21 protein-coding genes and 1 pseudogene are annotated in these 25,413 nt (G+C 39.6%); 6 read left to right on the forward strand and 16 right to left on the reverse strand.

What is annotated here, in order from left to right; genetic code table 11:
• Positions 1 to 65: 65 nt before the first annotated feature.
• Positions 66 to 2,489, reverse strand: a complete 2,424-nt coding sequence (locus HMPREF0847_RS10390; protein ID WP_008808121.1) for a YhgE/Pip domain-containing protein — start codon at positions 2,487 to 2,489, stop codon at positions 66 to 68.
• A 133-nt stretch (positions 2,490 to 2,622) separates the two neighbouring features.
• On the opposite strand from HMPREF0847_RS10390, the gene HMPREF0847_RS10395 reads away from it, so the two are divergent.
• Positions 2,623 to 3,153 carry a TetR/AcrR family transcriptional regulator gene (locus HMPREF0847_RS10395; protein WP_020992840.1) on the forward strand — a complete coding sequence of 177 codons (531 nt, stop codon included), beginning with the start codon at positions 2,623 to 2,625 and terminating at the stop codon, positions 3,151 to 3,153.
• Positions 3,154 to 3,180: 27 nt separating this feature from the next.
• Here the strand turns inward: HMPREF0847_RS10395 and HMPREF0847_RS10400 are convergent, their stop codons facing one another.
• Entirely contained in the window at positions 3,181 to 4,035 is an 855-nt protein-coding gene (locus HMPREF0847_RS10400) for a cation diffusion facilitator family transporter (protein WP_008808119.1), read from the reverse strand.
• Between the two features lie 159 nt (positions 4,036 to 4,194).
• On the opposite strand from HMPREF0847_RS10400, the gene HMPREF0847_RS10405 reads away from it, so the two are divergent.
• The 5 genes from HMPREF0847_RS10405 to HMPREF0847_RS10425 all read left to right on the forward strand — a co-directional run bounded on the left by HMPREF0847_RS10405 (position 4,195) and on the right by HMPREF0847_RS10425 (position 8,422).
• A complete protein-coding gene (locus HMPREF0847_RS10405; protein WP_008808118.1) occupies positions 4,195 to 4,716 on the forward strand; it encodes a TetR/AcrR family transcriptional regulator in 522 nt (173 codons plus the stop codon).
• Positions 4,717 to 4,763: 47 nt separating this feature from the next.
• The gene (locus HMPREF0847_RS10410; protein WP_008808117.1) at positions 4,764 to 5,930 is read left to right on the forward strand and encodes an MFS transporter; all 1,167 of its coding nucleotides are present in this window, start codon (positions 4,764 to 4,766) and stop codon (positions 5,928 to 5,930) included.
• Positions 5,931 to 6,238: 308 nt separating this feature from the next.
• Positions 6,239 to 6,643, forward strand: a complete 405-nt coding sequence (locus HMPREF0847_RS10415) for a hypothetical protein (RefSeq protein ID WP_008808116.1) — start codon at positions 6,239 to 6,241, stop codon at positions 6,641 to 6,643.
• A gap of 173 nt (positions 6,644 to 6,816) precedes the next feature.
• On the forward strand, positions 6,817 to 7,563 hold the full coding sequence (locus tag HMPREF0847_RS10420; protein WP_008808115.1) for a DeoR/GlpR family DNA-binding transcription regulator: 747 nt from the start codon (positions 6,817 to 6,819) through the stop codon (positions 7,561 to 7,563).
• Positions 7,564 to 7,594: 31 nt separating this feature from the next.
• Complete coding sequence (locus HMPREF0847_RS10425) at positions 7,595 to 8,422, forward strand: Cof-type HAD-IIB family hydrolase (RefSeq protein ID WP_008808114.1); 828 nt, start codon at positions 7,595 to 7,597, stop codon at positions 8,420 to 8,422.
• A gap of 69 nt (positions 8,423 to 8,491) precedes the next feature.
• Here HMPREF0847_RS10425 and HMPREF0847_RS10430 read toward each other — a convergent pair whose 3' ends face one another.
• The 14 genes and pseudogenes from HMPREF0847_RS10430 to HMPREF0847_RS10495 form a co-directional block, all read right to left on the reverse strand.
• Positions 8,492 to 9,031: a T6SS immunity protein Tdi1 domain-containing protein gene (locus HMPREF0847_RS10430; protein WP_020992842.1), complete on the reverse strand. Its 540-nt coding sequence runs from the start codon at positions 9,029 to 9,031 to the stop codon at positions 8,492 to 8,494.
• 16 nt (positions 9,032 to 9,047) lie between these two features.
• Entirely contained in the window at positions 9,048 to 9,884 is an 837-nt protein-coding gene (locus HMPREF0847_RS10435) for a polymorphic toxin type 15 domain-containing protein (protein WP_020992843.1), read from the reverse strand.
• Between the two features lie 73 nt (positions 9,885 to 9,957).
• A pseudogene (locus HMPREF0847_RS10440) lies at positions 9,958 to 10,212 on the reverse strand (immunity protein YezG family protein); the annotation flags it as partial.
• A 132-nt stretch (positions 10,213 to 10,344) separates the two neighbouring features.
• Positions 10,345 to 10,830 carry an immunity protein YezG family protein gene (locus HMPREF0847_RS10445; protein WP_037622616.1) on the reverse strand — a complete coding sequence of 162 codons (486 nt, stop codon included), beginning with the start codon at positions 10,828 to 10,830 and terminating at the stop codon, positions 10,345 to 10,347.
• A gap of 1 nt (position 10,831) precedes the next feature.
• A complete protein-coding gene (locus HMPREF0847_RS11490) occupies positions 10,832 to 13,504 on the reverse strand; it encodes a DNA/RNA non-specific endonuclease (RefSeq protein WP_232205101.1) in 2,673 nt (890 codons plus the stop codon).
• Positions 13,504 to 14,244 carry a DUF4176 domain-containing protein gene (locus HMPREF0847_RS10455; protein WP_008808107.1) on the reverse strand — a complete coding sequence of 247 codons (741 nt, stop codon included), beginning with the start codon at positions 14,242 to 14,244 and terminating at the stop codon, positions 13,504 to 13,506. Before HMPREF0847_RS10455 ends, HMPREF0847_RS11490 begins: the two co-directional genes overlap by 1 nt.
• A complete protein-coding gene (locus HMPREF0847_RS10460) occupies positions 14,244 to 14,540 on the reverse strand; it encodes a hypothetical protein (protein ID WP_008808106.1) in 297 nt (98 codons plus the stop codon). The genes HMPREF0847_RS10455 and HMPREF0847_RS10460 overlap by 1 nt, the downstream gene beginning before the upstream one ends.
• Before the next feature lie 9 nt (positions 14,541 to 14,549).
• Complete coding sequence (locus tag HMPREF0847_RS10465) at positions 14,550 to 14,969, reverse strand: hypothetical protein (protein WP_008808105.1); 420 nt, start codon at positions 14,967 to 14,969, stop codon at positions 14,550 to 14,552.
• A 19-nt stretch (positions 14,970 to 14,988) separates the two neighbouring features.
• Positions 14,989 to 19,455, reverse strand: a complete 4,467-nt coding sequence (essC, locus tag HMPREF0847_RS10470) for a type VII secretion protein EssC (RefSeq protein WP_008808104.1) — start codon at positions 19,453 to 19,455, stop codon at positions 14,989 to 14,991.
• Positions 19,433 to 20,593 carry a type VII secretion protein EssB gene (essB, locus tag HMPREF0847_RS10475; RefSeq protein WP_008808103.1) on the reverse strand — a complete coding sequence of 387 codons (1,161 nt, stop codon included), beginning with the start codon at positions 20,591 to 20,593 and terminating at the stop codon, positions 19,433 to 19,435. The genes essC and essB overlap by 23 nt, the downstream gene beginning before the upstream one ends.
• Before the next feature lie 21 nt (positions 20,594 to 20,614).
• Positions 20,615 to 20,869, reverse strand: coding sequence for an EsaB/YukD family protein (locus HMPREF0847_RS10480; RefSeq protein WP_008808102.1), 255 nt, complete (start codon positions 20,867 to 20,869; stop codon positions 20,615 to 20,617).
• Positions 20,869 to 21,366 (reverse strand): type VII secretion EssA family protein, encoded by a 498-nt coding sequence (locus tag HMPREF0847_RS10485; protein ID WP_008808101.1) that lies wholly within the window; start codon positions 21,364 to 21,366, stop codon positions 20,869 to 20,871. The genes HMPREF0847_RS10480 and HMPREF0847_RS10485 overlap by 1 nt, the downstream gene beginning before the upstream one ends.
• A 9-nt stretch (positions 21,367 to 21,375) precedes the next feature.
• Positions 21,376 to 24,741, reverse strand: coding sequence for a type VII secretion protein EsaA (gene esaA / locus HMPREF0847_RS10490; RefSeq protein WP_020992846.1), 3,366 nt, complete (start codon positions 24,739 to 24,741; stop codon positions 21,376 to 21,378).
• Between the two features lie 69 nt (positions 24,742 to 24,810).
• Complete coding sequence (locus HMPREF0847_RS10495; protein WP_008808099.1) at positions 24,811 to 25,104, reverse strand: WXG100 family type VII secretion target; 294 nt, start codon at positions 25,102 to 25,104, stop codon at positions 24,811 to 24,813.
• Positions 25,105 to 25,413 lie beyond the last annotated feature (309 nt).

Here is a 25,413-nt window from a genome sequence, read left to right on the forward strand (position 1 = left end):
GTTGCTTAGATAAAAAGGAAAAGAAAGACAGATCTCTCTTTTCCTCTTAGGATTCAGTCAAAAGACTAGACTCTTTCTTTGTTATCTGTTCGATAGACCAAGACTCCAGCAGCCATAAATAGCACTAAGACAAACATCAAGAAGCCGACTTGTCCCCCAATCTGTCCCCCCATAGAAATGGTTTGACGAAGACCAGATACCGAGTAACTCATCGGTAGCCAAGGATTGATGGCTTGGAAAATCTTATTGGTCAGCTCAAGCGGATAGGTCCCTGCACTAGAAGCCAGCTGCAAGAGCAAGAGAATCAACGAAGCAAAGGCTCCGAGTTTGCTATCCCATGTTACCAAGGCAGTCACAAGAGCCATGAAGGTCATGCTGGTTAAGATAATCAAACCAAGAGTTGCCAATTCATGGTTGGCAGATAATCCTATCAAATGGACAGCAGCGTAAACCAACACCCCAGCTACAACTGAAATTACACCATTTACTTCTAGACGTGCTTTGAACCATTCCCATTTGGTCTTTGGTTCTTTTCCTGAAGGAAGTGTGCTAAAGATGATATTGGTTGAAATAGCAGCTACAAAGAGGGCTACAGAAATCATATAAGGAGCCATCCCTATTCCGTTTTTCTCAACCTTATCTCGGTCTGTCTTGTGAAGGCTGAGTGGATCTGCTAGAATCTTGGCATTATCCTCCTTAGTTGTGACTGTTGATAGCTTATCACCTGCTTCTGTCAGACCACTAGCCAAGCTCTCGCTCCCACTGGTTAAGGATGATAGTTTATCCGTCAACAGACTGCTACCATCGACCAGTTTTCCTGATCCATTAGCCAATTGACTTGCTCCGTCTACTAATTTCCCGAAATTAGCTGTCAGTTCAGGGGATTTAGAGGCCAATTGACTTGCTCCAGCTGATAGAGTTGCTGAATTTGTTAGTAAGTTAGAATTGTTAGCAGCTAAACCACTAGCTCCTTCCGAAAGTTTATTGACGGCATTTGTATAATCCGTCACTCCTTGAGCCAATTGACCGGCGCCACTTGATAATTTTTCATTTAAGCTATTTACACCAGAAGCAATTTGACTGGCTCCTCCACTAGCTGTTTCAAGCCCAGCGCTAACCGTTGACAAGCCACTATAGAGACCATTGATCATGTTGGCTGCTTGTGGCAATACCTGATTAGAGACAGCCCCCAGTTGAGCCAACTGTGTTTGGCTAGCAGTCTTTCCTGCTTCCAGGCTGGTCTTCATGGTCATCACTTCTGATAAAATAGCCTGAGCAGATTGATCACTACCCGCTTGACTACCACTAACCGCCGCATCAATCTCCGCCTTGGCCTCTTCAGAAAGACTCTGATATGCACTTGTTCCTTGGACATTGGCTAGGGCAGCTGTTTTAACAGCTTGATTGTCATTGATGATATTTTGAGCAGACGCTGCTATATTCGTCAAGGATGCCTCAATATTTTCTGTTGAAGCTGAAGTTCCTGAGAGAGACGCCTGAATGCTTGCATTTAACTGGTTCAGACCAGCTGTCAGATTGCTGACGTTTTCCTGATTGCTAGTAAGGCTCATATCTACCGATTCCTTCAGAGCAGTTAAACCAGTATTGAGCTTGGACGCTCCGCTAGCCAAAGCTTGGACACCAGCACTTGATTGAGTGAGTTGTTGGACACCTCCTACTAGATCAGCTGAACGCTCCGAAAGCTGATTGGCACCCGATGCAATAGTGGCTACCCCATTTGCATAAGTTGTTAACCCTTCTGACAAGCGATTAACTCCTGCTGATACTTGTGCAACAGCTCCTGTATAGGTTTCTAAACCTGAGTTTAATTGACCTGCTCCATCTGCTAAACTGATAGTGGCCTGATTCAGAGTTTTTAAGTTATCCGTAATGGTCTGGCTACCCGCACCCAACTGCTGGCTACCCGAAGCTAATTGCTGGGCTCCATCTGAGGCCTTATTCATTCCCGTCTTTAGCTCTCCCATATTTTTAAATAAAGCACTTGTATAAGTATTGGTTACGTTTTGCGCTACTGTCTGCTTTAAAGAAGTCATGGCTGAGTCACTCATCTTACCAGCAATGAAACTCCGACCACTCGAGATCTGATAGTCGATTTTCATTTGCTTAGGTTCGCCACTTAGGACACTGGCTGCCCGTTCTGACAAGTCACTCGGCAGAGTGACCACCATATAGTAGTCACCCTTCTTCAAGCCATTTTGGGCATCCTCTTTACTGACAAAGTGGAAGTCCAGATTTTTATTCTCCTTGAGGCTGGAAACAAGGTCATCACCAATCGCTAGGGTCTTCCCTGAACTTGTCACAGCCTTATCCTGATTAACAACTGCCACCGGCAAGTTCTCTACCTGTCCGTAAGGATCCCACATAGAGCTTAAGAAAATTACATTGTACAAGGCTGGAATCAGAGAAACACCTAACATTACAATGATAAAGCTTGGTTTTTTTAAAATAGCTTTCCATTCTTTTAACATATTTACCTCCAAAAAATTATACATACTGTCTAAATTTTGATATACTAGATTATACACCAATCAAAAATTATTACAAGCTAAAGAATTCGAAAATTAGACATACTGTACAAATTTGTTCGAAAGGATGAAAAAAATGGAAAGTAATAAAAGAAAGAAAACCAAGATGACCATCGAACAAGCTATGGTCCAACTATTGAAAGAAAAGAGCTTTGAACATGTTTCAACTGTTGAGCTTGCCAAAACTGCAGGTATCAGCCGAAGCAGTTTTTATACTCATTATAAGGATAAGTACGATTTGATCGAACGTTATCAGCAAGGCCTCTTTCAAAAACTTGAAACGATTTTTGAGGAATATTACAATGACCGACAGCAGGCCATCTTAAATGTCCTCGACTTCCTGGAAAGCGAACCTCTTTTCTCTGCCCTCCTGTCGGAAAATGGGACAAGGGAAATCCAAACCTTTTTAAGACATAAGTTTCAAATGATGCTTCACCAAGAGTTGCAAGAACGCTTCAGTAATAAGGAATTCAGTCAGATTGAAAAAGAATACAATTCCGTATATCTGACCAACGCCTTGTTTGGCGTCGTGCAAATGTGGATTGCTAGAGGAAAAAAAGAAAGCCCGCAGGAAATGACGGACTTCCTTCTTAAAATGCTAGGATAAGGAATTTCTTATTCGGCCAAGGACAGACTAAAGATCTCCATGTTTCTGATGTTCATCCATGCTTTCATCGCACTCGATGGTGGCTCGAACGATACCAAAAGATTTGACTAGCTGGTGAACTGCCTGTCTGGTCTCTTGGCTTTTCTCGGTTTCTTTTAGACAAACGTGAATCATGGTGTATTTGTCAATACCGTCCGTCGTCCAAACGTTGAGTTGAGCAACAGCTTGAACATTGTCTAGGCTCCTCAGTTCTTGATAGAGCTGACCCAGATCAATATCGCTTGGAACATGATCCAGAAAGATCTTGATATTATCCCAAAACTTAGGTAGAGACTGACTGAGGATAAAGCCAGCAATCAACAGAGATAGCAAGGGATCTAGGAAATACCAATCCGTAAATCGTAAGACGATAGACACTAAAATAACCGCTAGCCAACCCAGAATATCCTCTAGAAAATGCAGACTGAGAATAGACTCATTGTGACTATGGCCGTGGCTGACCACCTTGCTGGCTGCCAAGTTGACCAAAATAGCCACAATTCCTAGGACCAGCATCCCGTTATAATCGACAGGTTCTGGGGCGAAGACCTTGGGAACATTTTCCCAGAGGACCAAGAGCGAACCTATAATCAAAATAATGGAAGTCAGAATGGCTCCCAGCAAACTGTAACGCTTGTAGCCCAATGTATAACGGCTGTCTTCTTTTTTATTGGAAATCTTTTCTAAAAGCGTTGACAGGCCAATTGCCAATGCATCCCCTGTATCATGAACGGCGTCAGCCAAGACAGCACTGGAATTGAAGGCCAAACCGAAAATAACTTCAATAATGGCGAAAGACAAATTCAAAAGAAAAGCAATCATCATTTTTTGACTTGATTTCATGGCAACCCCCTGTTACATCTGACATTTTTATAGTATAATATATTCAAAAGCAAACACTTTGTTCGATTCTATTATCCATCTTTTTAGAAAAGGAAACAAGAAGCAAATCACTAGCTTTGTCAGATAAGAGACAAAAGACTGATTTTGTTCGGAAATACTATGGACAGACGAGTAAAAAAATCACGCGCAGCCATTTACCAAGCCTTTCTCAGCCTCTTGCATCGTAAGAGCTATGAAGCCATCACTGTTCAAGAAATCATCGACCTGGCCGATGTGGGACGGTCGACTTTTTATGCTCATTTCGAGACCAAAGAAGCCCTGCTAGAGGAGCTCTGTCAGGAACTATTCCAGCACACCTTTCTTGAGCGTCCTGATGGAAAGGACCTATTTGAAGCGACCGCCCATATTTTCTATCATTTTCGGAAAAATCAGGATCGAATCGCTACACTACTTTTAGCAAAAAACACCTACTTTATCAATCGCCTAAAAATTGAGCTGGAACATTACCTGTTCCCTCTAATTCAGGAAAAAGGCTTGATGAACAAAACCCGTCTGCCACAAGATTTTTTGAAAAATCATGTAACAGCCACCTTTGTCGAGACCGTATCCTGGTGGCTACAACAAAGAAATCCCATCGATGAGGCCACGATCAGCCAATATTTTTTAGACTTGATGAAGTAAAAACTTTGTATTAAAAACATAGAAAACTATCGTTTGAGGAGAATTTTATGAAAAAACACTCTGCATTTTTTGTCCCAGGCATTATCATGGTTGGGCTTGTTTTACGGACACCTTTTGCCGTTTTGCCGATTGTCCTATCGGATATCGCTGATGGCCTCCACATTTCACTCAGCTCACTCGGGCTCTTGACCAGTTTACCTCTAGTCATGTTTGCCCTCTGTTCCTCTTTCTCTCCTCGCTTAGCGCAAAAATTTGGGCTTGAAAAACTCTTTACAATGGTCCTAATCATCTTGACAACCGGATCACTTATTCGGATCATTAATCTCCCCTTCCTTTATGTAGGAACTATTATCCTAGGAGCAGCCATTGCTTTACTAAACGTTCTGCTGCCTAGCATCATTCAAGCCAATCAGCCCGAACGCATCGGTCTTTTAACGACCTTTTACATCTCCGCTATGAGCCTATCGATTACAGTGGCTTCTGCTCTGGTTGTTCCGATCGTTAGTGCCACCTCTTGGCAAGGATTAATTTTAGCTTTAAGTGCCATTTGTCTCTTGGCACTCTTGGTATGGCTCCCTAATACTAAACACAATCACTTCCTAGCAAGAAAAGGCAAAAATCATCCAATCGGCGCCCTGCTGCAAAATAAAAAGGTCTTAGCCCTCATCGTATTTTGTGGCTTGCAATCCCTACTCTTTTACACAGCAGTAACCTGGTTACCAACCTTGGCCTTGCAAGCTGGTCTATCAAAAGATGCAACGGGTATTCTCGCTTCGATCTTCTCTTTGATTAGCCTGCCATTTTCTATGACAATACCAAGCCTCACAGCTCGTTTATCCGCTCGTGGACGCCTCATCATGATATCTTGCGTTGCAGCTTCTGGACTTATTGGTGTCTCTATGTTGCTGATTCCGACCGATAATTTCTTTTACTGGTTAATCCTCAATCTCCTGCTTGGAGCTGCAGTCAGCGCTCTATTCCCTTATCTTATGGTAACCTTCTCTCTTAAGACTAGCACTCCTGAACAAACAGCCCAATTATCTGGTTTGGCTCAAACAGGTGGTTATATCCTGGCGGCATTAGGTCCTAGTCTTTTTGGTTTCAGCTTTGACCTCTTCCAATCTTGGACACCTGCCATTATCGGTCTTTTGATTCTAACGTTGATTATGACTGCTTCTCTTTTCTATATTGAGAAATTCGATAAGATTTTGTAACATCTAAAACCGCTTAGTTAACCTAGGCGGTTTTACAATTTGTAGACTAAGTTACCAGCCAACACTTACCTCTCAACGCTCCAAACAACTTTTTTCACCCTGATAAATATTTATATCTGTTACAAAAACATTATATAGACAAACAAAGAGCAAACAAGTCAAACCCTTGATAGCGATGTCTTTTCTCTGTTTTTCCTATGTATTTTATGTAACGAAACTATTAAGCGGGTATGATAATTCAATGTCATATCCATTTTTTTATTGCGTCAAAAGCTTGAATCATATACTATGTAAGTAGAAGGAGGGATATGATGAAAAAATCAACAATTTATTTATCTCTAATTACACTAGTTTCACTCTTCTTTTTGGCTGCCTGCGGAAATTCTGCAGACAAGGATACAAAAGAAAGCTCAAGCGTATCTTCTTCATCTAAGGCCAGCTCTTCAAACAAAGAAGAAAGCTCAGCATCCTCTGAAAGCGGCAAAGCTAAAGTTAAGGTTAACGGAGGCCAAAACGGTGGTAGCGTTAACGTAGAAACTGATGACGCTAAAGTAGAAGCTGACGGCGATGGCTCAGCTACTGTTGAAGCTGGCAATGAAAATGCTAATAGCAATGGAAATGTTAACGTAAACGAAGACGGCGTTCATGTACAAGGTGGCGGTGTCGATGTTAAAGTTGGAAGCGACGGAACAGTTAACGTCCAAACTCCATAATCACAAAGCTATTTCGAACATTATAATATCAAAAAAGCCAAGCACTGCTTGGTTTTTTTGATTGTTCATTTTATACTCCGCTCCGAGCCAAAAGACTTACAAAGCATTAAATAAACTTGAAAACACTTAATATCTGTGCTATACTCTTTTTAGACAAACAGGGAGGGACTAGTATGTACCAAGAACAACGCTTAGCTGAAATCTTAGAGCTCTTGGCTGAGAAAAAACAGCTGTCAGCCAAGGATATGATTGAGCATTTTCAGGTTTCTAAAGATACCATCCGAAGAGATTTTTCGATTTTGAGCGAGCGTAAGCTTGTGCAGCGCACTCATGGAGGTATTATCCCGCTGGACACTAGCCGGCAAATCCCCTCCTTTAACGACCGTCTCAAGCAGCTGAGCCAAGAAAAAAAGGATATAGCGCGAAAAGCCCATGACTTTCTCAAGCCGGGACAGATTGCCTTCTTTGATGTCTCAACCATCGTTCTCCATCTGGCACAGCGCATCAAGGAGCCTATGACAATCTACTCTCACTCGCTGGATAATGCCATCATGCTGAGCAGTCAGGACAAAGTGGACTTTCACCTCTTAGGTGGAAAATTTTATTCCAAAAACCGCTTCTACTACGCGCTCAATGAAGCAGAGCTGTTAGAGCAAGTTTCCTTTGACATTGCCTTTATCGGGGCAGCCAGTGTCTCTGATGGTCTAGTCAGCTTTGAAGATGAGGCTGATGCTCACCTGAAAAGACTGGCTTTGAAACACGCCAAGACTAAGATTCTACTGGCCGAGCAAGACAAGTGGCAGAAAGAGTCCAAGTACATCCTGGGGCCTGTTAGCGACTTTGACTACTGGATCACGGACCAAGAGCCCAGCCCTGAAGTCCAAGATAAGCTAGGAGACAAGCTTCAGATCATTTATTAAATCAGTTATTCGATACAAAGGAGGAAGAGCTATGACAAAACAACCGATTCGCCTGATTATCAGCGACATTGACGGTACCATTTTGGACAACCAGCACCAAGTAGATCCTGAGCTCAAAGACATCATTCCCCTGCTAAACCGAGAACAAATCCCTTTCGTCCTCGCTTCTGCCCGCTCTCCTCTGGGTATGGAACCGATTGCCCGTGAGCTTGGGCTAGGAGATAATCCGCTGGCCTGCTACAACGGTGCTCTGGTCATCAAGGGTGACCCGCAAGCTTACGAGACCATTATCGAGCACCCTCTAGACAAGAAAGAGATCCGCACTTTTCTGGAACTAGTCAAAGCTGAATTTCCTAGTGTGTCCATCAATCTCTACTCTGGCAAGGATTGGATTGCTGATCGTCTGGATAAGTGGGTGCAGATAGAGGCAGCTATTACAGGTGAGCAGCCAGTCATTCAGAATATTCTTCTGCCAGTGCTGGATGCGCTAATCCCTATCCATAAGCTACTTCTTATCGATGAAGCGCCTGTCATCCAGAAACTCCATGACTACCTACAGACCTTAGACTTCTCCAAGACAGCCTTCTATCTCTCTAAGGACAACTACATGGAAGTCACAGCCAAGCATGTCTCCAAGGAGCAAGCCTTGTACGAACTTGCCCAGCACTACCAAGTGCCACTAGAAGAGGTCATGACAGTCGGAGACAACTTCAATGACCTTCCTATGTTGCGACTGGCAGGACTCGGCGTCGCTATGGACAATGCCCCTGAAGCAGTCAAAAACGAAGCCAAAGCCGTCACCAAAAGCAACAATGAGCACGGAGTCGCAGAAGCCATCAAAGAGTATGTCCTCGGCTGAGTTTGCGAAATAGTAGAAATTGGAAAACTACATTCAAGTAAAAAGCCACCCCAAAAGGTGGTTTTTCTATCAATCGTCCATTACTCCGCCTGTAAGCTGGTACATGAGGTAAATATGCTCCAAGGTTTTTACCTTATCCATATGTTCCACATCTTTCACGCCTCCCATGGCTAGTAAAGGAACAAAACCGAAACACTCATCATAGGCCAATTGACCATGTTTGGCGACAGCTTTTTTATATAACTTTTGATCAAAATATCTTAAAACATATTCATCGTCCAAAAAATTCAAAAAATGTGACAGACGCTTAATTATAATGTTACAATCCTGAATATTGTATTGGACAATCAATACATAGGCATTCTCCTCCCAAGTAATAATATCTCCAAATGCTGTTACGAACATAGGAATAGCGATGTCTCCTCTGAAATAACTATCTTGGAGAAGTTCAAGATAGTCATCTGGATTGATGACTTTTAGATAACCATCTAAAAAGGTTCCCAAGCCATCCTCCTGCCAAATTTGAACTAACTCAGCTGAAACTTGATCCTTGTATTTTTCAATAACTTCTTGGGGCATATCCGCCACTTTTACAAAGTTTTCTAACATTTTTTCCTCTTTCTAGTTAATAACTTAGGTTAATATTGAGATAGGTAGTCTTAAGCTCTTCCGGAGATAGACCTGCAGCTAGTTTTCGTATTTGTTCGTCCATGGCATCAATTCGCGTTTTCCACTGAGAGCCCAGTGAAGAATTGACACGACGATCACCCATACCTGAAATTTTTGTTGGATCTCCACCAGCAATTTGATCTGGATCATGAAGAGCTGCCTGTTCTTTCATCCATTCCTTAGCTTCCTTTTTTGCAACATCAGGCGCCTTTCCTTCTTTCATTAATTCAAAAATTTTAGCATCTAACGCTTCTTTTCTAGCTAATTTCTGAGCCTTACTACCCTCTTTAGAACGCCCTTCCTTCAAGTAGCGCTCACGATTATCAAAGTATTCTTGAACGGTCAAATCATTCAACCCATCTTGTTGACCTTTTAATTGACGAGAAAATTCTTTTTTATCAAATTTATCTTTATATTTAAATTCAACAGAAACCTCATCCAAGCGGGGAATCTCTTCCCCAATATCATCAGCAAAATTATCGGCTACTCGTTTTCCTGTTTCTGCAGTCTCTTCTAAGCCTTTGGCTACATCATCACCATGGCGTGCGAACTCTTCTCCCGCCTCAGACGCAAATTCTGAGCCGGCTCGACCTCCGCCACCTGTGTGTCTCAAACCACGGGAGACATCATCCCCGTGTTTGGCAAGGCTCTCACTTGCCTGTGAACTGAACTCCCGGCCCACACGACTGGCTGCGCCACCACTAACTGCTTCTAAACCTCTCGCTACATCATCTCCATGCTGAGCAAAGGCTTGACCAGACTCGGCACTGGCACGAGCTCCTGCTCCTACCAACTCCCGTTCTAGATTAGCTGCATTCTCTGCTTGACGCGCAAAAGCTTCTTCTAACTCAGGCTTAATGCTCAGATTTTCTCAACTCCCAAGCCAGTCTAAAGATACGTCTTTCGTTTTCTTTAAATTCTGAAATAGGAATACTATATTGCTTTGGTATATAGAGATTGTAGATATACTCATCTTTCCCTTCTTCATTAAAGAAATAATAAACTCCTCCTCCATCAGAAGCAAGATTTATACCAATATAAAGATTATCCCAAACTACTGGTATTGTCTCATTGACACTCTGTGCGATCTCACGAATTTTTTCTTTAATTTGTTTTTCCATTTTATTATCCGATTTGATTCTATCAGTGTTCCACTACAATCCCAGTATACCACAAAACCTATGGACCAGAGTTTGTCAAATCACAAAAGACCACCATTAAGGCGGTCTTTTACCATTAGTTCTCCAAGTAAACTATTTGCCATTATGTTCCTGCTGGAAGGCTTCCATGGCCTTGAACTGTTCAAGCTCTTTTTCGTTTCGAGGCTCAAAACCAAGGTATTTATACTTGAAATATTTTAAAAGAGAACTTGGTCCAAAGCCACTTTCATTCCATGGTGCATAGTCAAACTCAGCAGATAATTTCGTGCCAAGAACCTTTATCGTACAAGAAGTCCACAAAGGTTGTTCTTCTTTCTTAAAAATTTCTCTCAACTCCCAAGCCAGTCTAAAGATACGTCTTTCGTTTTCTTTAAATTCTGAAATAGGAATACTATATTGCTTTGGTACATAGAGATTGTAGATATACTCATTTTTCCCTTCTTCATTAAAGAAATAATAAACTCCTCCTCCATCAGAAGCAAGATTTATACCAATATAAAGATTATCCCAGGCTACTGGTATTGCTTCATTGACGCTCTGTGCGATCTCACGAATTTTTTCATTAATTTGTTTTTCCATTTTATCCTCCGATTTGATTTAAAATTGTCCGGCTTATTGGATCATCATCCCCAATTTGATACATGACTTCAAATGAATCTGGTCTCAGTGAGTTACCTGAGTAGACTGGCTGGATATCTACCGTGACTTTTCTAGGTGGCACTTCCTTAAGTGCACTCGCCCATTCTTCTTCCATGCTGTACCAAGTTCCACCAGAACGGTTGATTTCACGGTTCATAGCGACAAGGTTATCTAGATCACCTGAGCCGTTAAACTGAGTCCCAATCAAGTGTCCACCATCATCCAGGCCTGCCTTAAGCTCTGCCTCAGTAATCCGGTATTCTCGACCAGCCACACGTTGGCTATGAACATTCCGCTTCCCTTTCTTGAGAACCAAATCATCCACTTCAACACGAGAAATACGGCCAAACTCGTCTGTCGTATAGCGGTAGCCATTCTCTGTCACATACTGAACGTTTGGTAAGAGCTCCTTACGACCATTGACACCTTTGGTAAATTGTTCACCGTATTCGACTTCCCGAACAGTTTTCTTAGCATTTTCTGCAGTCTCTTCTAAGCCTTTGGCTACGTCATCGCTATGCTTAGCCAACTGCTCACTGGCTTCTTCACTAAACTCTTGACTGGCTTTCTTGCCGACTTGTTCTGCAGTTTCTTTCACGCCTTTAGCCACGTCATCGCTATGTTTGGCCAATTGCTCGCTAGCTTCTTTGCCAAACTCTTGACTGGCTTTCTTGCCGACTTGTTCTGCAGTCTCTTTCGCGCCTTTTGCCACGTCATCACTATGTTTGGCCAATTGCTCGCTAGCTTCTTCGCCAAACTCTTGACTGGCTTTCTTGCTGACTTGTTCTGCAGTCTCTTTCGCGCCTTTAGCTACGTCATCGCTATGCTTAGCTAACTGCTCACTGGCTTCTTTGCCGAACTCTTGGGTCACTTCCTTACCAGCTTGTTCTGCGGTTTCTTTCACGCCTCTGGCTACGTCATCGCTATGTTTAGCCAGTTGTTCACTAGTCTCTTGGGTAAACTCACTAGCTGCTGTTCGACCAGCTCCTGTCTTAGCAAAGCCTTCAGCAGTTTCATTACCCACATTGTAAACTCTAGCCCCATGTTCTGCGAAGTCGTCACCATAATGTGCTGTAGCAGTGGCCAATTCATCACCACTACTCATTAAACGCTGACGTAATTTATCAAAAGTCGGGAAACGCTCGGCCATATTATCACCAAATTTGCCAGCCGCATCCCAAACATTATCACCCCAACGGGCCATTGTAGCGGCTGGGTCATCAATCAGATTCATCATTCCACGAGCTGCGCCACGCATAGCATCGTCACCTTTGGTTGCCAGGCGTCCGATACTTCTAGCCATATCGTCAGCATTGTGTAGTGCTGCCTTCCCAACCGTACTGCCAAAGGCTCGAATCCCTTGCAAGAATGTTTCAGCTCCTTTGGCTGCCGTCAAACCAGCTTTTACTTCACCTACACCAACAAACCAAGAAGCAACCTCAAATGCTACACCACCTGCATTATACCATGGATCTGACCAAAAGTCATCCCACATCTTGACTGCGCCATTCTTAACTCCTTCCCAAGCTTCTGCCCGAGTTTTCTCATCTGTCGCAAAGCGAACAGCATAATCACTAGCGCCTTTGACAGTTTCCCAGGCACCATTGACATCATCTTCCATCCACTTAGGAGCGATATCTACACCAGTAATACCCTCAATTGCTACAAAAGTTAAGGAGCTCATGAGATCATTAAGTTCACTAGCCATAATTGCAACAGAGCTTACCAAAGAGCCAGCTGCCCCGAGAACACCTTCCCCGAAGAGTAAGACTTCACGTAAGACAGGAATGTCCAAGTCTTTTGTCCCTTGCTTGACTCCATTCCACCAGTTTCCTATTCCCTCGCTCGTATTCTTCAACCAAGCTGTGACTGGGTGATTTTTCTCCCACTCTTCCTTGGCTTTCTTGGCTGCTTCTTCAGCTTCTTTCTTAGCCTGTTCTTTGGCCTCTGTAATCTTAGTATCCAATTGCTGAATACCATCTCCCAATTGAGTAAAGGCAGCAAAATCTACAAAGCGTGGATCTGTGTAGGACAGTGCCTGCGCTTGATTACCCACTTCTATCTGCTTACCAAGAGCCGTCACAATGTTATCTGTTTGTAAAGGCGCATCTGCAGTATCAAACTTATTTACATTATTTATAGCATCCTGGAGGATTTTATTAGCTGATGTAATAGAGCTTGAAACTGAACTGCTAGGGCAACTCAAGCTGATTAAATCATTAATATCCGAATAAATCTTGCCAATCTTTGTCTCGTATTCTGTATGCTTGGTATCCGCATTGGTCATTTTAGTTTTAGTTTGAGTAAGAACTTCTTCATCCAAAATAGCACTTTCAGAATTTTCACCAACAGTTGATTGAAAATCACTTAAAGTCTTTTGAAAGTCTACTCCCATCAAGGTATAGCTATTTTTCAGTCCTACAATAATCGGATTATGACTGTTATTGATCTCATTGTTAATCGCCTTACCGACTTCTCCATACATGGAATTACTCGTAATAATACCATTCATCCCGTTTTTGGCCGTGTCTAACTCACCTTCTACTTTTTCAGCAGACTCTAGATAAGCATCACGGAGCTTAATAAGCTCGGCTACATCTACGTGGAATCCCATTACTTCACCTCTTTCTCTAAAAGATCAATGCCAAACAAGTCTTTTGCATAATGTTTATAATAGGCTAAGCCATCCTTAGAAGGCATATAGGCTGTCGAAATCTGTTCTTTGGCCAATTGCGTTGCTCGAAGAACATCAAGTGAAAACGTCTCGTCCAATGGATGACTCAAGCCTTGATGTACAACTCTCTTAATCATCATATTAGAAATGAACATTGGGCGAGTAGCCGGAAGTTGACCTATAGGCCAGACATAGGCGTAATAGTCAACAATATACTTGTCAAAAGGAGCCTGCAAAGGAAGTTTTCGTCCAGTAATAACCACTAGTTCACTTACTCCTGAATACTCCAACTGATTTTTAATAGCTGCCGGCAACATTTCCTCATCTAGCTCAACAATTGAACCAACAGGCAAAATCTCTGTATAAATAGCATCGATCTTGGCCATAAAAATCAGAAAATCAGCTTCCAAAAAACGAAGCTTAATCTGTTGACGTGAAAAAGTGACTGAGCGTTCTTTCCCATAATCAAACTCTACATGAATAGTTGCTCCAATCTTAGGCTTATATGTAAACTCCGAATCCAGCTTCCGATAAGCTTTGTAAATTGAACGCAGAATTTGAGGATGATTTCCTAAGAAATTTGCAATAAGCAGAACCTCGTCGGTTACCTCAAAAGAAATTTGAGAGTCATTGTGAAAGATGCTATATAAGATTTTACTTTTATCTACTTCTTGTTCCATTATTTAAACCTCAAATTCGCTGTCTTCTTATCAAAATCTGCACCAAACTGTGCATCTTCTTCAACAATTTTTTGGGCCACTTCTTTCATCTTATTGGTGCTGGTCACTGCATAAGTTGTCTTATAATTCGTCAAAGTGGTTTCAATTTTTTTCTCCATTTCAATCAAGGCCTTAAAGCGTGCTAAAGTTGTCTTTCCTAACTCTTGAACAGTCACACCTGAGACGCTCGATACATTATTAGCAGCAATTGTCACTGCGCTGTTCCATTCATCAGGAGATACTCCGATTCTTCCCATAATTTCCTCCTAGACCAATGATTTGAAAAAGTTTGCTGCTGTATCCCACGCATTAGCAGCCCAACTAAGAAGGTTTCCTTGCTCAAGCTCTAATCCGGCAATTTTCCCAGAAAGGCTTGATAAATTTGCTTGGTGTTTATTAATATCCGAATTAATATCTTTTGTAACTGTTTTAACAGACGTTTTAAATTTATTTCGAATATCTCCTTTAAAATCTGACTCAGAAATATCAGACTCTATTTTCTCAGTATTCTTCTTAAAAGTATCATAATCTGTAATAGCAGTCTCTAATTTCTTTTTAGCTTCTCGCAAACGTCTAAGTTTTTCTTCATTTGCAGCATGCTTAGCTTCATATTCTCGAGCTTGCGCTTGATATTTTTGCCCTTGTGCACGATTGTAAGCATTATTTTTAGCCTTATCGTTAGCCATAGCTATCCTCCTTTATTCTTTATTGATTAAGCTTAATATGCTTAATATCTCGAATTTCAAAATAATAAGCTTCATCAAGAGCTACAATTGGCTCTCCAATGCGAATTTTAACATTGACTAAGTTTTGGTCAGTAACACGCGTTCCAAATATACCAGCTGGAATGTTGCTCCGAAGACGCTTATTAAACTCATCAAAGCCAGATTCTATAGAACGCTGGACACCTTGGAATATGATATAAATACCATTACGTGCCCCCTGTCCCAGTACCTTCTTAAATAGTTCAAGAGCCGTTAAAATATGATTATTAAGCAAATGTGCTTCTGGTATGTAAACGAATGTGGCAATGTCCCAACCATGTTCTTGACGCTCATCTATTTCTGTAGATAATTCCGTCAAAAAGCTTACATATTCTGATTCATCTATCAATTCACCATAGTCTTTTTCATATTGCGTAAATCTGCCACCTGCATTAAAGATATATTTATTTACTCGATCACCTAAATATTTAAATCCTTCTAAAACAGTACGTGTCAAACTCTCTGACTGTTGAACAGTATCTTCTGCAATCAGGAAATAGCCATGCTTTTTAGGTATAAAACCAACTACATTCGTTGTTTCTTTGTCTAAAGCTAGAGGAAGTTCTAATTTATGAAGCATAGCTTGAACTCCCTTCTTTTGGTAAAACGCTGATAATTCTACAACGTTCGGAAGCATTGGAATAGCAGATGGTACCTCTCCATCCCATTCTTCAGCCATGGCTTTAATTTCTTCTTCCATTGCAGTCAAACGCTCAATATCATTGCTTCCTGAACTTGGAAGATAAATTTGGAACTCATGGACACCTTCTTCAGTCTTGATTTGTCCACGGCCAATGACTTCTTGCGCAATTAAGGCTTCTCGGCCCACTACCTCACGAACACCATTATCTTCTACTAAAAACAGGGCCATTCTGGTAGGCAGGTTACTGTTAATTGCCAGCTTGAAACTATTTGCTCTAAGAGCAGTCATCGTTAGATAGATTCCCAAACTAGCACCTTCACGTAGCACTTGAGAAACAATTGACTCGATAGACTCTGTTAAGTTGCTTTCTTGAATCGAATCAAAGGAGTCTAGAATAATCGAAATAACAGGTAAGGAATTGCCTGATTTAGCTTCATACTGTGCCAAACTGGCCACACCATGTTCTGACAATAAATCTTTTCGAGTTTGAATCTCTTGTCTAATTTTCTTTATAAACTTCACAAGTTTTTCTTCTTCTTGCAAAGTTACGATATCAGCCACGTGTGGTAAGTCTCTTAAAGGAAGCAAACCATTTGTTCCAAAATCAAATAGATAGAAATGGACTTGCTCTGGAGAATTCATCCGAGCCATATTTAAAACAAATGTTTGCAAAGCCGTAGACTTACCGAAGCCTGCTGAGCCTAAAATAGCAAAATGGCTATATTCTTCTAAGTCAAAATCAAAGACAACCTGTTCTTGCTTTTCTGGTATATCTAAAAGAGCAAAAGGAACGGATAGTTTACGAGGCTCTTTCCATTGAAGCTGATAATCTATGCTTGGTGTCAGTATCTCTGTAGCAAGTGGCGGCAACCATGGCTTATCTGGAAGAATCACGTCATTCTCAGTAGCAAAATCAGAAATTTCATCGATTACTGCAGTCAATTCTGTACGCTCATCGTCTGAAGTCTCTTGATAGTCTTCCCCAGCAGACAGGTCAGAACTTAATAGCTCCGCTTGTCCTAAATCATTGATAAGCCAAATCCGTTCATCTATTTTCTTTTCAGTCGAGCTATTTGGTTGGTAATTTGCACCACTCCAAGCAGATTGGAATAATTCGTAAATTTCGTTATTACCAACTTGTAGATAAGCACGTCCCGGCTGAATGATACTTGCAGCATCTGGTGTCTTAATAATTTCTTTTGAATCGGACTCATCTGCTACTTTAAGAGCTAGTTTAAAGCGAGAGTTGGACCAAATCTGATCGTCTACTACCCCGCTAGGCTTCTGTGTAGCCAAGATTAAATGAACCCCAAGTGATCGACCGATACGAGCAGTCGATACTAATTCTGCCATGAATTCTGGTTCATTTTGTTTCAATTCAGCAAATTCATCTGAAATCAAGAACAGATGAGGAATAGGCTTTTGAGGATAATCTTTCGCTTCTTGTGTCCCAGACAATCTCTTGCCTTCTTTATACAGTTTTGTATAAGCATTGATATGATTGACCCCAAAGCGACCAAACTCCCGTTGACGCTTTTGAAGTTCCGCACGAATACTCTTCAGAGCACGCGCAGATGCCGCTCCGTCCAGATTCGTGATGGCTCCCATCAAGTGAGGTAATTTAGCAAAAAGATTCGCCATCCCCCCACCTTTAAAGTCAATCGGTAAAAATCCGACATCTTCAGGTGCAAAGTTAACAGCTAAACTCAAAATATAACTTTGTAAGATTTCAGATTTCCCTGAACCTGTCGTACCTGCTACCAGACCATGAGGGCCATGAGCTCTTTCATGTAAATTTAGGTAAACAATATCATCTTTTCCACGTAACCCAAGTGGGACTGCTAGAGTTTTTGAAGTATCTGCTACAGACCAACGGCTAGGAATATTAAGATCATCGACTGTTTTTACATTATACAATCCTAAAAAGCTAATTGCCTCAGGAATGGAATTTTTTTCAACCTCAACGTGATTTAGATTGGCTAGTTTATGAATGGCGTCATTGATTCTATCGTCCCATTTATTTGGAACAAACACCTGGTTCACATATTCTCGGTTATCATTCACCAATGTAGCTGTTTCGTTATTCTGGTATTCAATAACCGCTGTAGCCGTCTCAGGGAGCATTGATAGATTTTCTTTCCCCCAAATGACTGTCACTCCGTATTGAGTCATGTCTTCTGCTAAAAACTCATTAAGACCGTGACCAAGCAAATATGAATCATCCAAAATTGTCAGCACATAATGAGGGCTAAAGTTTAACGCTGCAGATTTAGAAGCATTTTCTCTAACCATCTGACGTCTTTTTACAATAATCTGATAAAAAGAATTTAAAACAACATCTCTTGTCTGTTCATTGTGGATTAAACCTCTTAAATTCAGATTGTGGAGCTGGAAGTGTGGCAACCATCTCCAAGCCTCCCAAGATTTCTTATAATCCTCATCAGATAATAAAGAGACAAACTGAACATCATGATAAGAATGCATTGCAGCTATTTGAAAGAGAATCGTTTGGATTGCAGTATTGAGATAAACTAGCGAACCCGCTAAACCTAAGGTTTGGTCACGTAAAGAAATAATGATAGGAGATTGAGCAATGTGTTTATACTTCTCTACTATCTCTTTTTTTACAAATTGTTCCCATTCGTCTGTCTGCTCTCGCTCTGAAAAATCTACACTAAAACTACTTTTTACATCTCCAATCCCCAATCGAATATTTAAAAAATCTTCATGACTAGGCATTTTCTCATAGATTCTAGAACGATAAGAACAAAGTAGGGAAATCAAATCTGCCACTGAAGGATAATTATACTCCAGTGCTTCTTTCTGTTTCCCGGCCAGCTTTGCTAACTCGGATTCTTTTTCTACCAAATAGTTTTGATAGTTCTCTTCCTGTATTTTATTTTCTTTTTCAGTTTCTTTCTTAGACGTCCAATAACTAGACACAGAAAAAGCTGCTGTTAGAAGACTGGCTCCTCCCATACTTAAAAGCATAATTGGATTTCGTCGACTGATAATAGTAACTGCACCCGTCATCACTAACATTCCTAGAGGCGGAACAATTGTTCTAAGTATTTCTCCACGTTTTTTCTCTTTCCTCCCTTTAGGTGAGTTGAGCCTAACTCTATCCTCAGAAGGTCTTAAGAAAATCCGTGGACTACGTCTATAATCGGGGAAATCAACAGGATACTCCTCTAGTAAAGCTTCTTCAATAAATAGCTTCGAATTTAAATAAAATTCTTGTAACAGTCCAATCATCTTGAACTGATCTGGACGTCTTTCTATTACTACGCCATCTATTACAAGCCTATCTCCTATTTTGAAATGACCATCAAAATCGGCTACTTTTTCTCCATTAATGTATACTTTGGCCCCATTAGAAAAGACTTGTAAATGATGGTAGTTTTTTGCTTCTGGTTTGAAGCGAGCCAAAACAGTCGTATTAAATTTAATAGCTGAAGAAGCTAAGTCCGAAATAATAAACTCATTTCGTGGGATATTGGTATACACAATATCCAACTTACCTTTAGGATAGGCTATGCAATGCTGTAATAATTCTCCTGACCATACTTGCCCATTAAATAACAGCTGATTGTTTTCATCTAAGCAAATAAGGCCGTTCTCTGTTTGAATCTGGCGAAGGTTTTCTGAAATCTCAAGGTGTTTAAACTGATTCCCAAATAAAAATACGTCATAAAAAACTTCTGAATGGGTTCTTCTATTGCTATCAAAAATTTGGTTGGAATTATTTTTGTTCTTCATGAGCATCCTTTCCTTCCAAAAGTTCTTCGTAATTTTTAATTTGTTCCTTATATTCTTTCAGTTTTTCTTGTTTTTCAGATCCTTTCATTTTAGAATCTCCACTAACATGACTGTACAATTTTCTATAGGCGTATAAAATCAATTGATTATCTCCTATATTTTGAGCAGCATCTAGCGTTTTTTCATAGTCTCCAAATCCAATATAAATCCAATACAGAAGAATAGTTTCATTAGTCTTCATAGAAATATTTTTTAAGATATTTTCCTTCTGATCACTACTAAGATTATCTTCTTTAATGGCACTAACAGCTAAAGCATACTGTGTCCCTTTAGGAAAGTTCTTTGGATTATCTTTTTCTAAAGTTTCTAAAGCCTTAGAATATTCATGATTTGTATAATAAATCTCACTTGAAATGATTCTATCTTTATAAGGAATTGTGTTTACTAGATAAAAGCCAGATACCACAGCAAGAACTAAGAACAAAATTCCAAACGAGATCATTCCCCATTTATATATCTTAAATTCATTTTTAGGCGTGTAGATATTCTCTTCTAATCTTTTTTGAACCTGTATTGCAACTTGTTGATTCAACGATTCATTTAATTCAGTAAAATTCTGTGCTTGTTGAATCTCTTGAGAAAATGGATTCTTAAGAGCACTCGAGCCATTAATTAAATCGTAGAAATCCAATCTCGGATTGATAATGTAAAGAATGAGGGCTCGATATGATTTAAAATAGTCCTCATTTTCTACAAAGGGCATCACAGCTGTAGAGAAGCCTCTATGAGCAACTTTAACATATTCACCTAAAACAAAAAAGTTATTCGGATGAATGTATGGCACCGTCAAAGTCTGTGAATAACGAGATAAAAATTGCATCTTTTGAGCTAAGACTAATCTATCAATTAAAGACAGCTTTTCCAGAGCGGTAACTAGTGGAATAGAAGAAGTTTCAATCTCATACGTAACCCGAAGTTCCTCTTCGGTCACCTCCGACACCTCTCCCGCTAAAAAGTGTACATCTTTCTCTAAGAATGTTTGATATTGTGGCAATTCATTTATTTTAAATTGATTGGCCTTCAAACGGACGTCCAGTCTGTCATCCTCAACATTTATATCTAACTCAGGATAATATTCTTTCATCTGCGCCACAGGTCTACCTCTCTATTCTACGCGTGTAACAACTTCAAGTTGGTCACCATTCCCAACGGGATATTCAGACAAAACAGCTGAAGGAGCTAATAAAAATGGTTTATTCTTTAAAACTAAATCAAATTGCTCTGGCAAAACGACTTTCTTCAAAACTAACGCCTCTCTAAGTAAGTCTTTTAAACGATTAGTTGTCACTGCCATTGGAACCATCACATCATAAGTTTGATTTCTATATTCAAGTTCTACTGTAATTGTTGGGGGATTCATCAAGATTGCTCCTTATTTTGTAACTGAAAATTAGAGAATACGCTCCCTAGCTTCCAACCAATGAATACTATCAAGGTTGATCCTAGCAAAAGTAAGCTAGTATACAAAGCTTTTATCAATGAATCCGATGTAGCTTCAGAATCATTTGTTATAAACTCTGGAAAAGAATAATTTTCCTGAAATAATTGATCTTTTGATGGAGCATCACTTTTATTTTGGTTCCACTCCTCCCGAAACATCTTATCAGTCAATTCATTAAATTGACGCTTTTCTTCCTTTTTGAAGGCCTTGTTTTGTTCTTCCTTTTTCCCAAGAAACAAATCAGCCTGGTTTCCATAGTATTCATACTGTTTTTGTTCTTGATCGCCACCATAAATTACATCATTATGAATTTCAAGAGATGATTTATCATCTGCAAAAGCAGACTCAATAGTAATTGCTAGTCCTATTATAACTAAGAGAGTATAGAAAGTTATTGTAATTTTATTTCTAGACACTGCTATCTCCTAAACTGATGCCACCTTGTTCGGCTTGATAAATAAATTTAATAGTATTACGGCTACAGCGGATAAGAATAAAATGAAAATTGTAAAGAATCCAATTCCTATGCCATTCATCAATGCAACATATCCATTTTCAATATTTTGAAACGGTGAAAAACGATAGAGCAATGAAACAAATGTTCCAGGTTTTGTAGATGAACCTATGATTGGCATCAATAGTAAATAAATTCCTAACAAGAAAGTAAAACAATATAAAGTTATTGTTCTCTCAAATTTGCGTAACAGAAATACAAACAGATTAATCAAAATGAATAATAGTAAGAAGGTATAAAGAACCCATACTAATTTTGAAACAGAATGAAGCATTGATGATGTTATCAAAGCAAAGGCCAAAGATGATACTACAGCAATGGATGCAATCTTAGCCGTATTAGGTAGGTTGTACCAGATGCGTGACGGGGTCTGTAGTTTATCTCCTTCACTAATGCTACGAGGTCTCATCAAATAAATCGTAAAGAAACTGATTGAGATAGTAAGTAAAGCACTCACAATAGTCATATAGTAAGGGATGATGGAAACTTTTGCTGTTGATCCCCGAATTGCGCTTACCTCAATCGGAGAAGATAGGAAATTAAAGACTTTTGCATTATCTCCTCCACCGTTCTTAGTATTAGCTAGCACCTTATTGAAAGCCTCAGCATATTTTTGATTATCAGACAAACTAGAATCCGTATTAGATGCATACTTATTGACATTTTCCAATACGCCATTAACTTCTTGCTCTAATTGATTTGCATCAGTTGTAAAACTCTTCACAAGGTCATCCATTTTAGGTAGACCATCTGCAGTAGCCTCTGTTTGTTTCGAGATATCTTTTGCTGATTTTTGGATATTTCTCAGTTGTGTAGCAATTCCTTCCAACTTGGAAGTGTTAGCAATCTCTTGTTCAGCTCTAGAAGCTGTATCTGACTTATAAAAGTCATCTAACGTTTCCTTCGCAGTATCATACCATTTTCCTAATTCTAAAACTAAATCATAATACTCATTTTTATCTGGAATAGATTTCAATAAACCATACAAACTCAATTCTTTCTCGGAATCTTCTGTTGAGTCAGGAGATCCTAGAACAGTAGAAATATCTGATATCCTCTTGTTTAATTCAGAATATAAATAATCTCCGTCTTTTTTATAAGCTTCAGCAAATTCATCCGAAACAGATTTAGCCAAGTCTTTTTTATCAATATTATTGTAGCGGTAATAGATTGAATTTGGACTAGCCAAATCTCCTAATGAAACATTGCTATTTTGAACACGTTGTGCAAAGGTCGCAATCGAATCTGAGGGATCCGAAAAAATTGTTGTAATTTGTTGAGCAGCCTTATCTAAAGATGAGAAGTTATTAAGAATTACTGGTAAGTCTTGAACAAGTGTATCATTTTTAGCATCGAATACTGCTAACTTCCCAGAAGCAACGCTGCCATTACTATTCGCCCATTGATAATCGACTTCCTGATAAGAACGCTTCTCTGTTTGTTGTGGCGACCAAGATAGACCTACAGTTACCGTAACTGGCAAAGAACTTGGAACTACAGGTTCCTTCACCTCTTGGTTCTGCACTTTATCATCACGGTTAGAATCTTTGTCCTGAGTATCCTCAGTTTGTTTATCTGACCCTTGGTTTGCTGGCTTGTCTTCAACAGCAGTGTTTACAACTGCTGTATTATGAATCGAAACAGCAAAACCATTAGAAGATCCTGAAACAACAGCCTCTTTACCAAATGGTGCGAGTTGCTGATTTAAACTTGCTTGAATTTGAGACGCAACAGCTCCACCGTTTGAAATTGCAACTCCTTCACCACTTAAAGAAATGGTATCCCCGCTAGTTGCAATATTAAAGGTAGCAGTTGTTTGGAACACATCAGATTGAGTAGCTTCTCCACGGTTCATAAAATTATATGAAGTGGTCGTGCCTGTCCCTACACCAAAATCAGTTGAATAACGATTGACTAGAGTCAATTCTGTTTTATAGAGGTTTGCTTGGTCTTCACTAATTACATTTTTAGAGACAAGAGCATCTATCAACGAAGATAGTGAAGATGCTGGAGTAGCACTTACTTCTGCATTAAGTTTTGCTAAATAGTCCTTATCTAGCTTAGATCCCTTATCTGGATTCATTAAAGCAGCGATTGCTTCTTTTACATTGTCAATACTTGCTGTATCAGGAGTTAATTTACTATCTCCATAATATTTTGAAGCAATCACCTGTTGTAAATTTTGAAGATCCGTAATTTGGCCCTCTAATTTTTTAATATTGGCTTCTACTGATGTTCGAGCTATCGCCTGAGCTTTTTCGTATTGTTTCGAATTTTCCAAAAAACGTTCATAGATACTGGCGTTTGGAGTTCTTTCGTTTTCTGAATCTTGAGGCAATAAGGGTCCCTGAATTTTGGGAGAGGAATCTTTTGCTTTATCTTGACCTAACTCTGATAACTCTTTCCCTCCTAATGTTGCGAACTGTTTTGTCATTTTAGAATAATAATTATCTAAACCACTCAATTGATAATTATCCTTGTTCGAGTTTGAGTTTGTTCCTTTATCCTCAGGTTGAATTGAATCTGCAATTCCTCCAACTTCCTCAGCGTTTCCATTCACCAGCGATGTAACTGAAGATACAAAACCTTTCTGTTCAGACTCTACAGCTGTACTACTTGATTGTAAGGAGTTAGCTAAAGCTGATGCACTACTGATAGATTGCGGTAAAGTCTGAAATGGTGTCTGAATTTTCGACTTCAAATAATTTGAATGCTGAGATTCTATCTCCACCATACCAGTGACATTTTGTTGTGCATCTGAAAGACTAGCAACGATACTTGAAAAGTACATTTGTACAATTCTTGTATTAAAATTGTATAAAATGCTATTGATATTTTTTTCAATAACTTGCTGAGTTACTTGGTTTTGTCCATTCCTAATCCGATATTCTATATTAGCCTTTTGTGGATTGATACTTTGGAGAGACAGCACTGTTTGAGAAAAATTTTTAGGAATAACAATCATTGCATCGTATTCTCCACTCTCAATGCCTGCTTTGGCTTGACTACGATTTGATGTCGCCCACTTATTCTGTTCATCCTGAGAAATAAAAGTGACAAAATCACGCCCTAGTTGATAATTTTTATTCTCAAATTCCCAGCCGTCATCTTCATTTACCAAAACATATCGCGCTTCTGAAGATTCCTTCCCTACAACTTGAGTCACAGAAGGGTCTTTAAAAGCTATGTAAATAAAGCTTCCTGCCATCACTATTAAAGTTATTAATACAACAGAAATTGAGATTATTTTTCTATGTTTTTCACTCAAACGGGACATTTTCACTCCTAAAAATTTTATTAAAATAGCCAGCACTCAACATAGAGCACTGGCAATGATTAGTTTCTTTTAAAAACCGAATGATGCTTTATCAGCTGCATCACGCTCTTCTACAGTATTAGCATAAGCAACAAGTTGTTGGTTTACACTCACAAGGAGTTCTTCCATTTGTTTTACGTTTGCTCTCAATTGTTCAAACTGTTCAAGATATGCGTTAAATGCTTGACCTTGCCATGTTGATGCAATTGTATCATTAGTGCTTGACACTTTTTGAATCTCTGCTTCAATGCTGCTTGCAGCTGAGGTATAAACGTTCGCTTGTGAACGTAGTTCTTCTGGGGTAAGTGAAATAGCTCCTGCCATATCTTTTCTCCTTTGTTTTTTAAAGACTAATACACTTAAACAGTATATTTATACTTATGTTATACTAAAACCCTCTTTACGTCAATTACAAATATATGTGTTATGTTACATTTCTACAACAATAATTCTGATTTCCTATACTTCTATTTATTTTCTAATGCTATGGTCCTTGTTTTTAAAGCTTTTTATGCTATTTCGTGAACGTAACAAAACTGTAAAATAACATCTGATTTATTTTATCTACTATTAAAAAACAAATTTTTAATTGAGCTATTTTATCGTGTTTACCACACTAATTTTCTTAATGAT

The organism is Streptococcus sp. 2_1_36FAA (assembly GCF_000161955.2).
GTDB classification, from domain to species: Bacteria; Bacillota; Bacilli; order Lactobacillales; family Streptococcaceae; genus Streptococcus; species Streptococcus gordonii.

Coding starts and splice junctions, on each gene's coding strand:
- HMPREF0847_RS10480 (WP_008808102.1), bottom strand. CDS start 20,869: ATGAATCCCCCAACAATTACAGTAGAACTTGAATATAGAAATCAAACT.
- HMPREF0847_RS10420 (WP_008808115.1), top strand. CDS start 6,817: ATGTACCAAGAACAACGCTTAGCTGAAATCTTAGAGCTCTTGGCTGAG.
- HMPREF0847_RS10395 (WP_020992840.1), top strand. CDS start 2,623: ATGGAAAGTAATAAAAGAAAGAAAACCAAGATGACCATCGAACAAGCT.
- HMPREF0847_RS10410 (WP_008808117.1), top strand. CDS start 4,764: ATGAAAAAACACTCTGCATTTTTTGTCCCAGGCATTATCATGGTTGGG.
- HMPREF0847_RS10415 (WP_008808116.1), top strand. CDS start 6,239: ATGATGAAAAAATCAACAATTTATTTATCTCTAATTACACTAGTTTCA.
- esaA (WP_020992846.1), bottom strand. CDS start 24,741: ATGTCCCGTTTGAGTGAAAAACATAGAAAAATAATCTCAATTTCTGTT.
- HMPREF0847_RS10465 (WP_008808105.1), bottom strand. CDS start 14,969: ATGGCTAACGATAAGGCTAAAAATAATGCTTACAATCGTGCACAAGGG.
- HMPREF0847_RS10400 (WP_008808119.1), bottom strand. CDS start 4,035: ATGAAATCAAGTCAAAAAATGATGATTGCTTTTCTTTTGAATTTGTCT.
- essB (WP_008808103.1), bottom strand. CDS start 20,593: ATGAAAGAATATTATCCTGAGTTAGATATAAATGTTGAGGATGACAGA.
- essC (WP_008808104.1), bottom strand. CDS start 19,455: ATGCTCATGAAGAACAAAAATAATTCCAACCAAATTTTTGATAGCAAT.
- HMPREF0847_RS10430 (WP_020992842.1), bottom strand. CDS start 9,031: ATGTTAGAAAACTTTGTAAAAGTGGCGGATATGCCCCAAGAAGTTATT.
- HMPREF0847_RS10495 (WP_008808099.1), bottom strand. CDS start 25,104: ATGGCAGGAGCTATTTCACTTACCCCAGAAGAACTACGTTCACAAGCG.
- HMPREF0847_RS10390 (WP_008808121.1), bottom strand. CDS start 2,489: ATGTTAAAAGAATGGAAAGCTATTTTAAAAAAACCAAGCTTTATCATT.
- HMPREF0847_RS11490 (WP_232205101.1), bottom strand. CDS start 13,504: ATGGGATTCCACGTAGATGTAGCCGAGCTTATTAAGCTCCGTGATGCT.
- HMPREF0847_RS10425 (WP_008808114.1), top strand. CDS start 7,595: ATGACAAAACAACCGATTCGCCTGATTATCAGCGACATTGACGGTACC.
- HMPREF0847_RS10460 (WP_008808106.1), bottom strand. CDS start 14,540: ATGGGAAGAATCGGAGTATCTCCTGATGAATGGAACAGCGCAGTGACA.
- HMPREF0847_RS10405 (WP_008808118.1), top strand. CDS start 4,195: ATGGACAGACGAGTAAAAAAATCACGCGCAGCCATTTACCAAGCCTTT.
- HMPREF0847_RS10455 (WP_008808107.1), bottom strand. CDS start 14,244: ATGGAACAAGAAGTAGATAAAAGTAAAATCTTATATAGCATCTTTCAC.
- HMPREF0847_RS10445 (WP_037622616.1), bottom strand. CDS start 10,830: ATGGAAAAACAAATTAATGAAAAAATTCGTGAGATCGCACAGAGCGTC.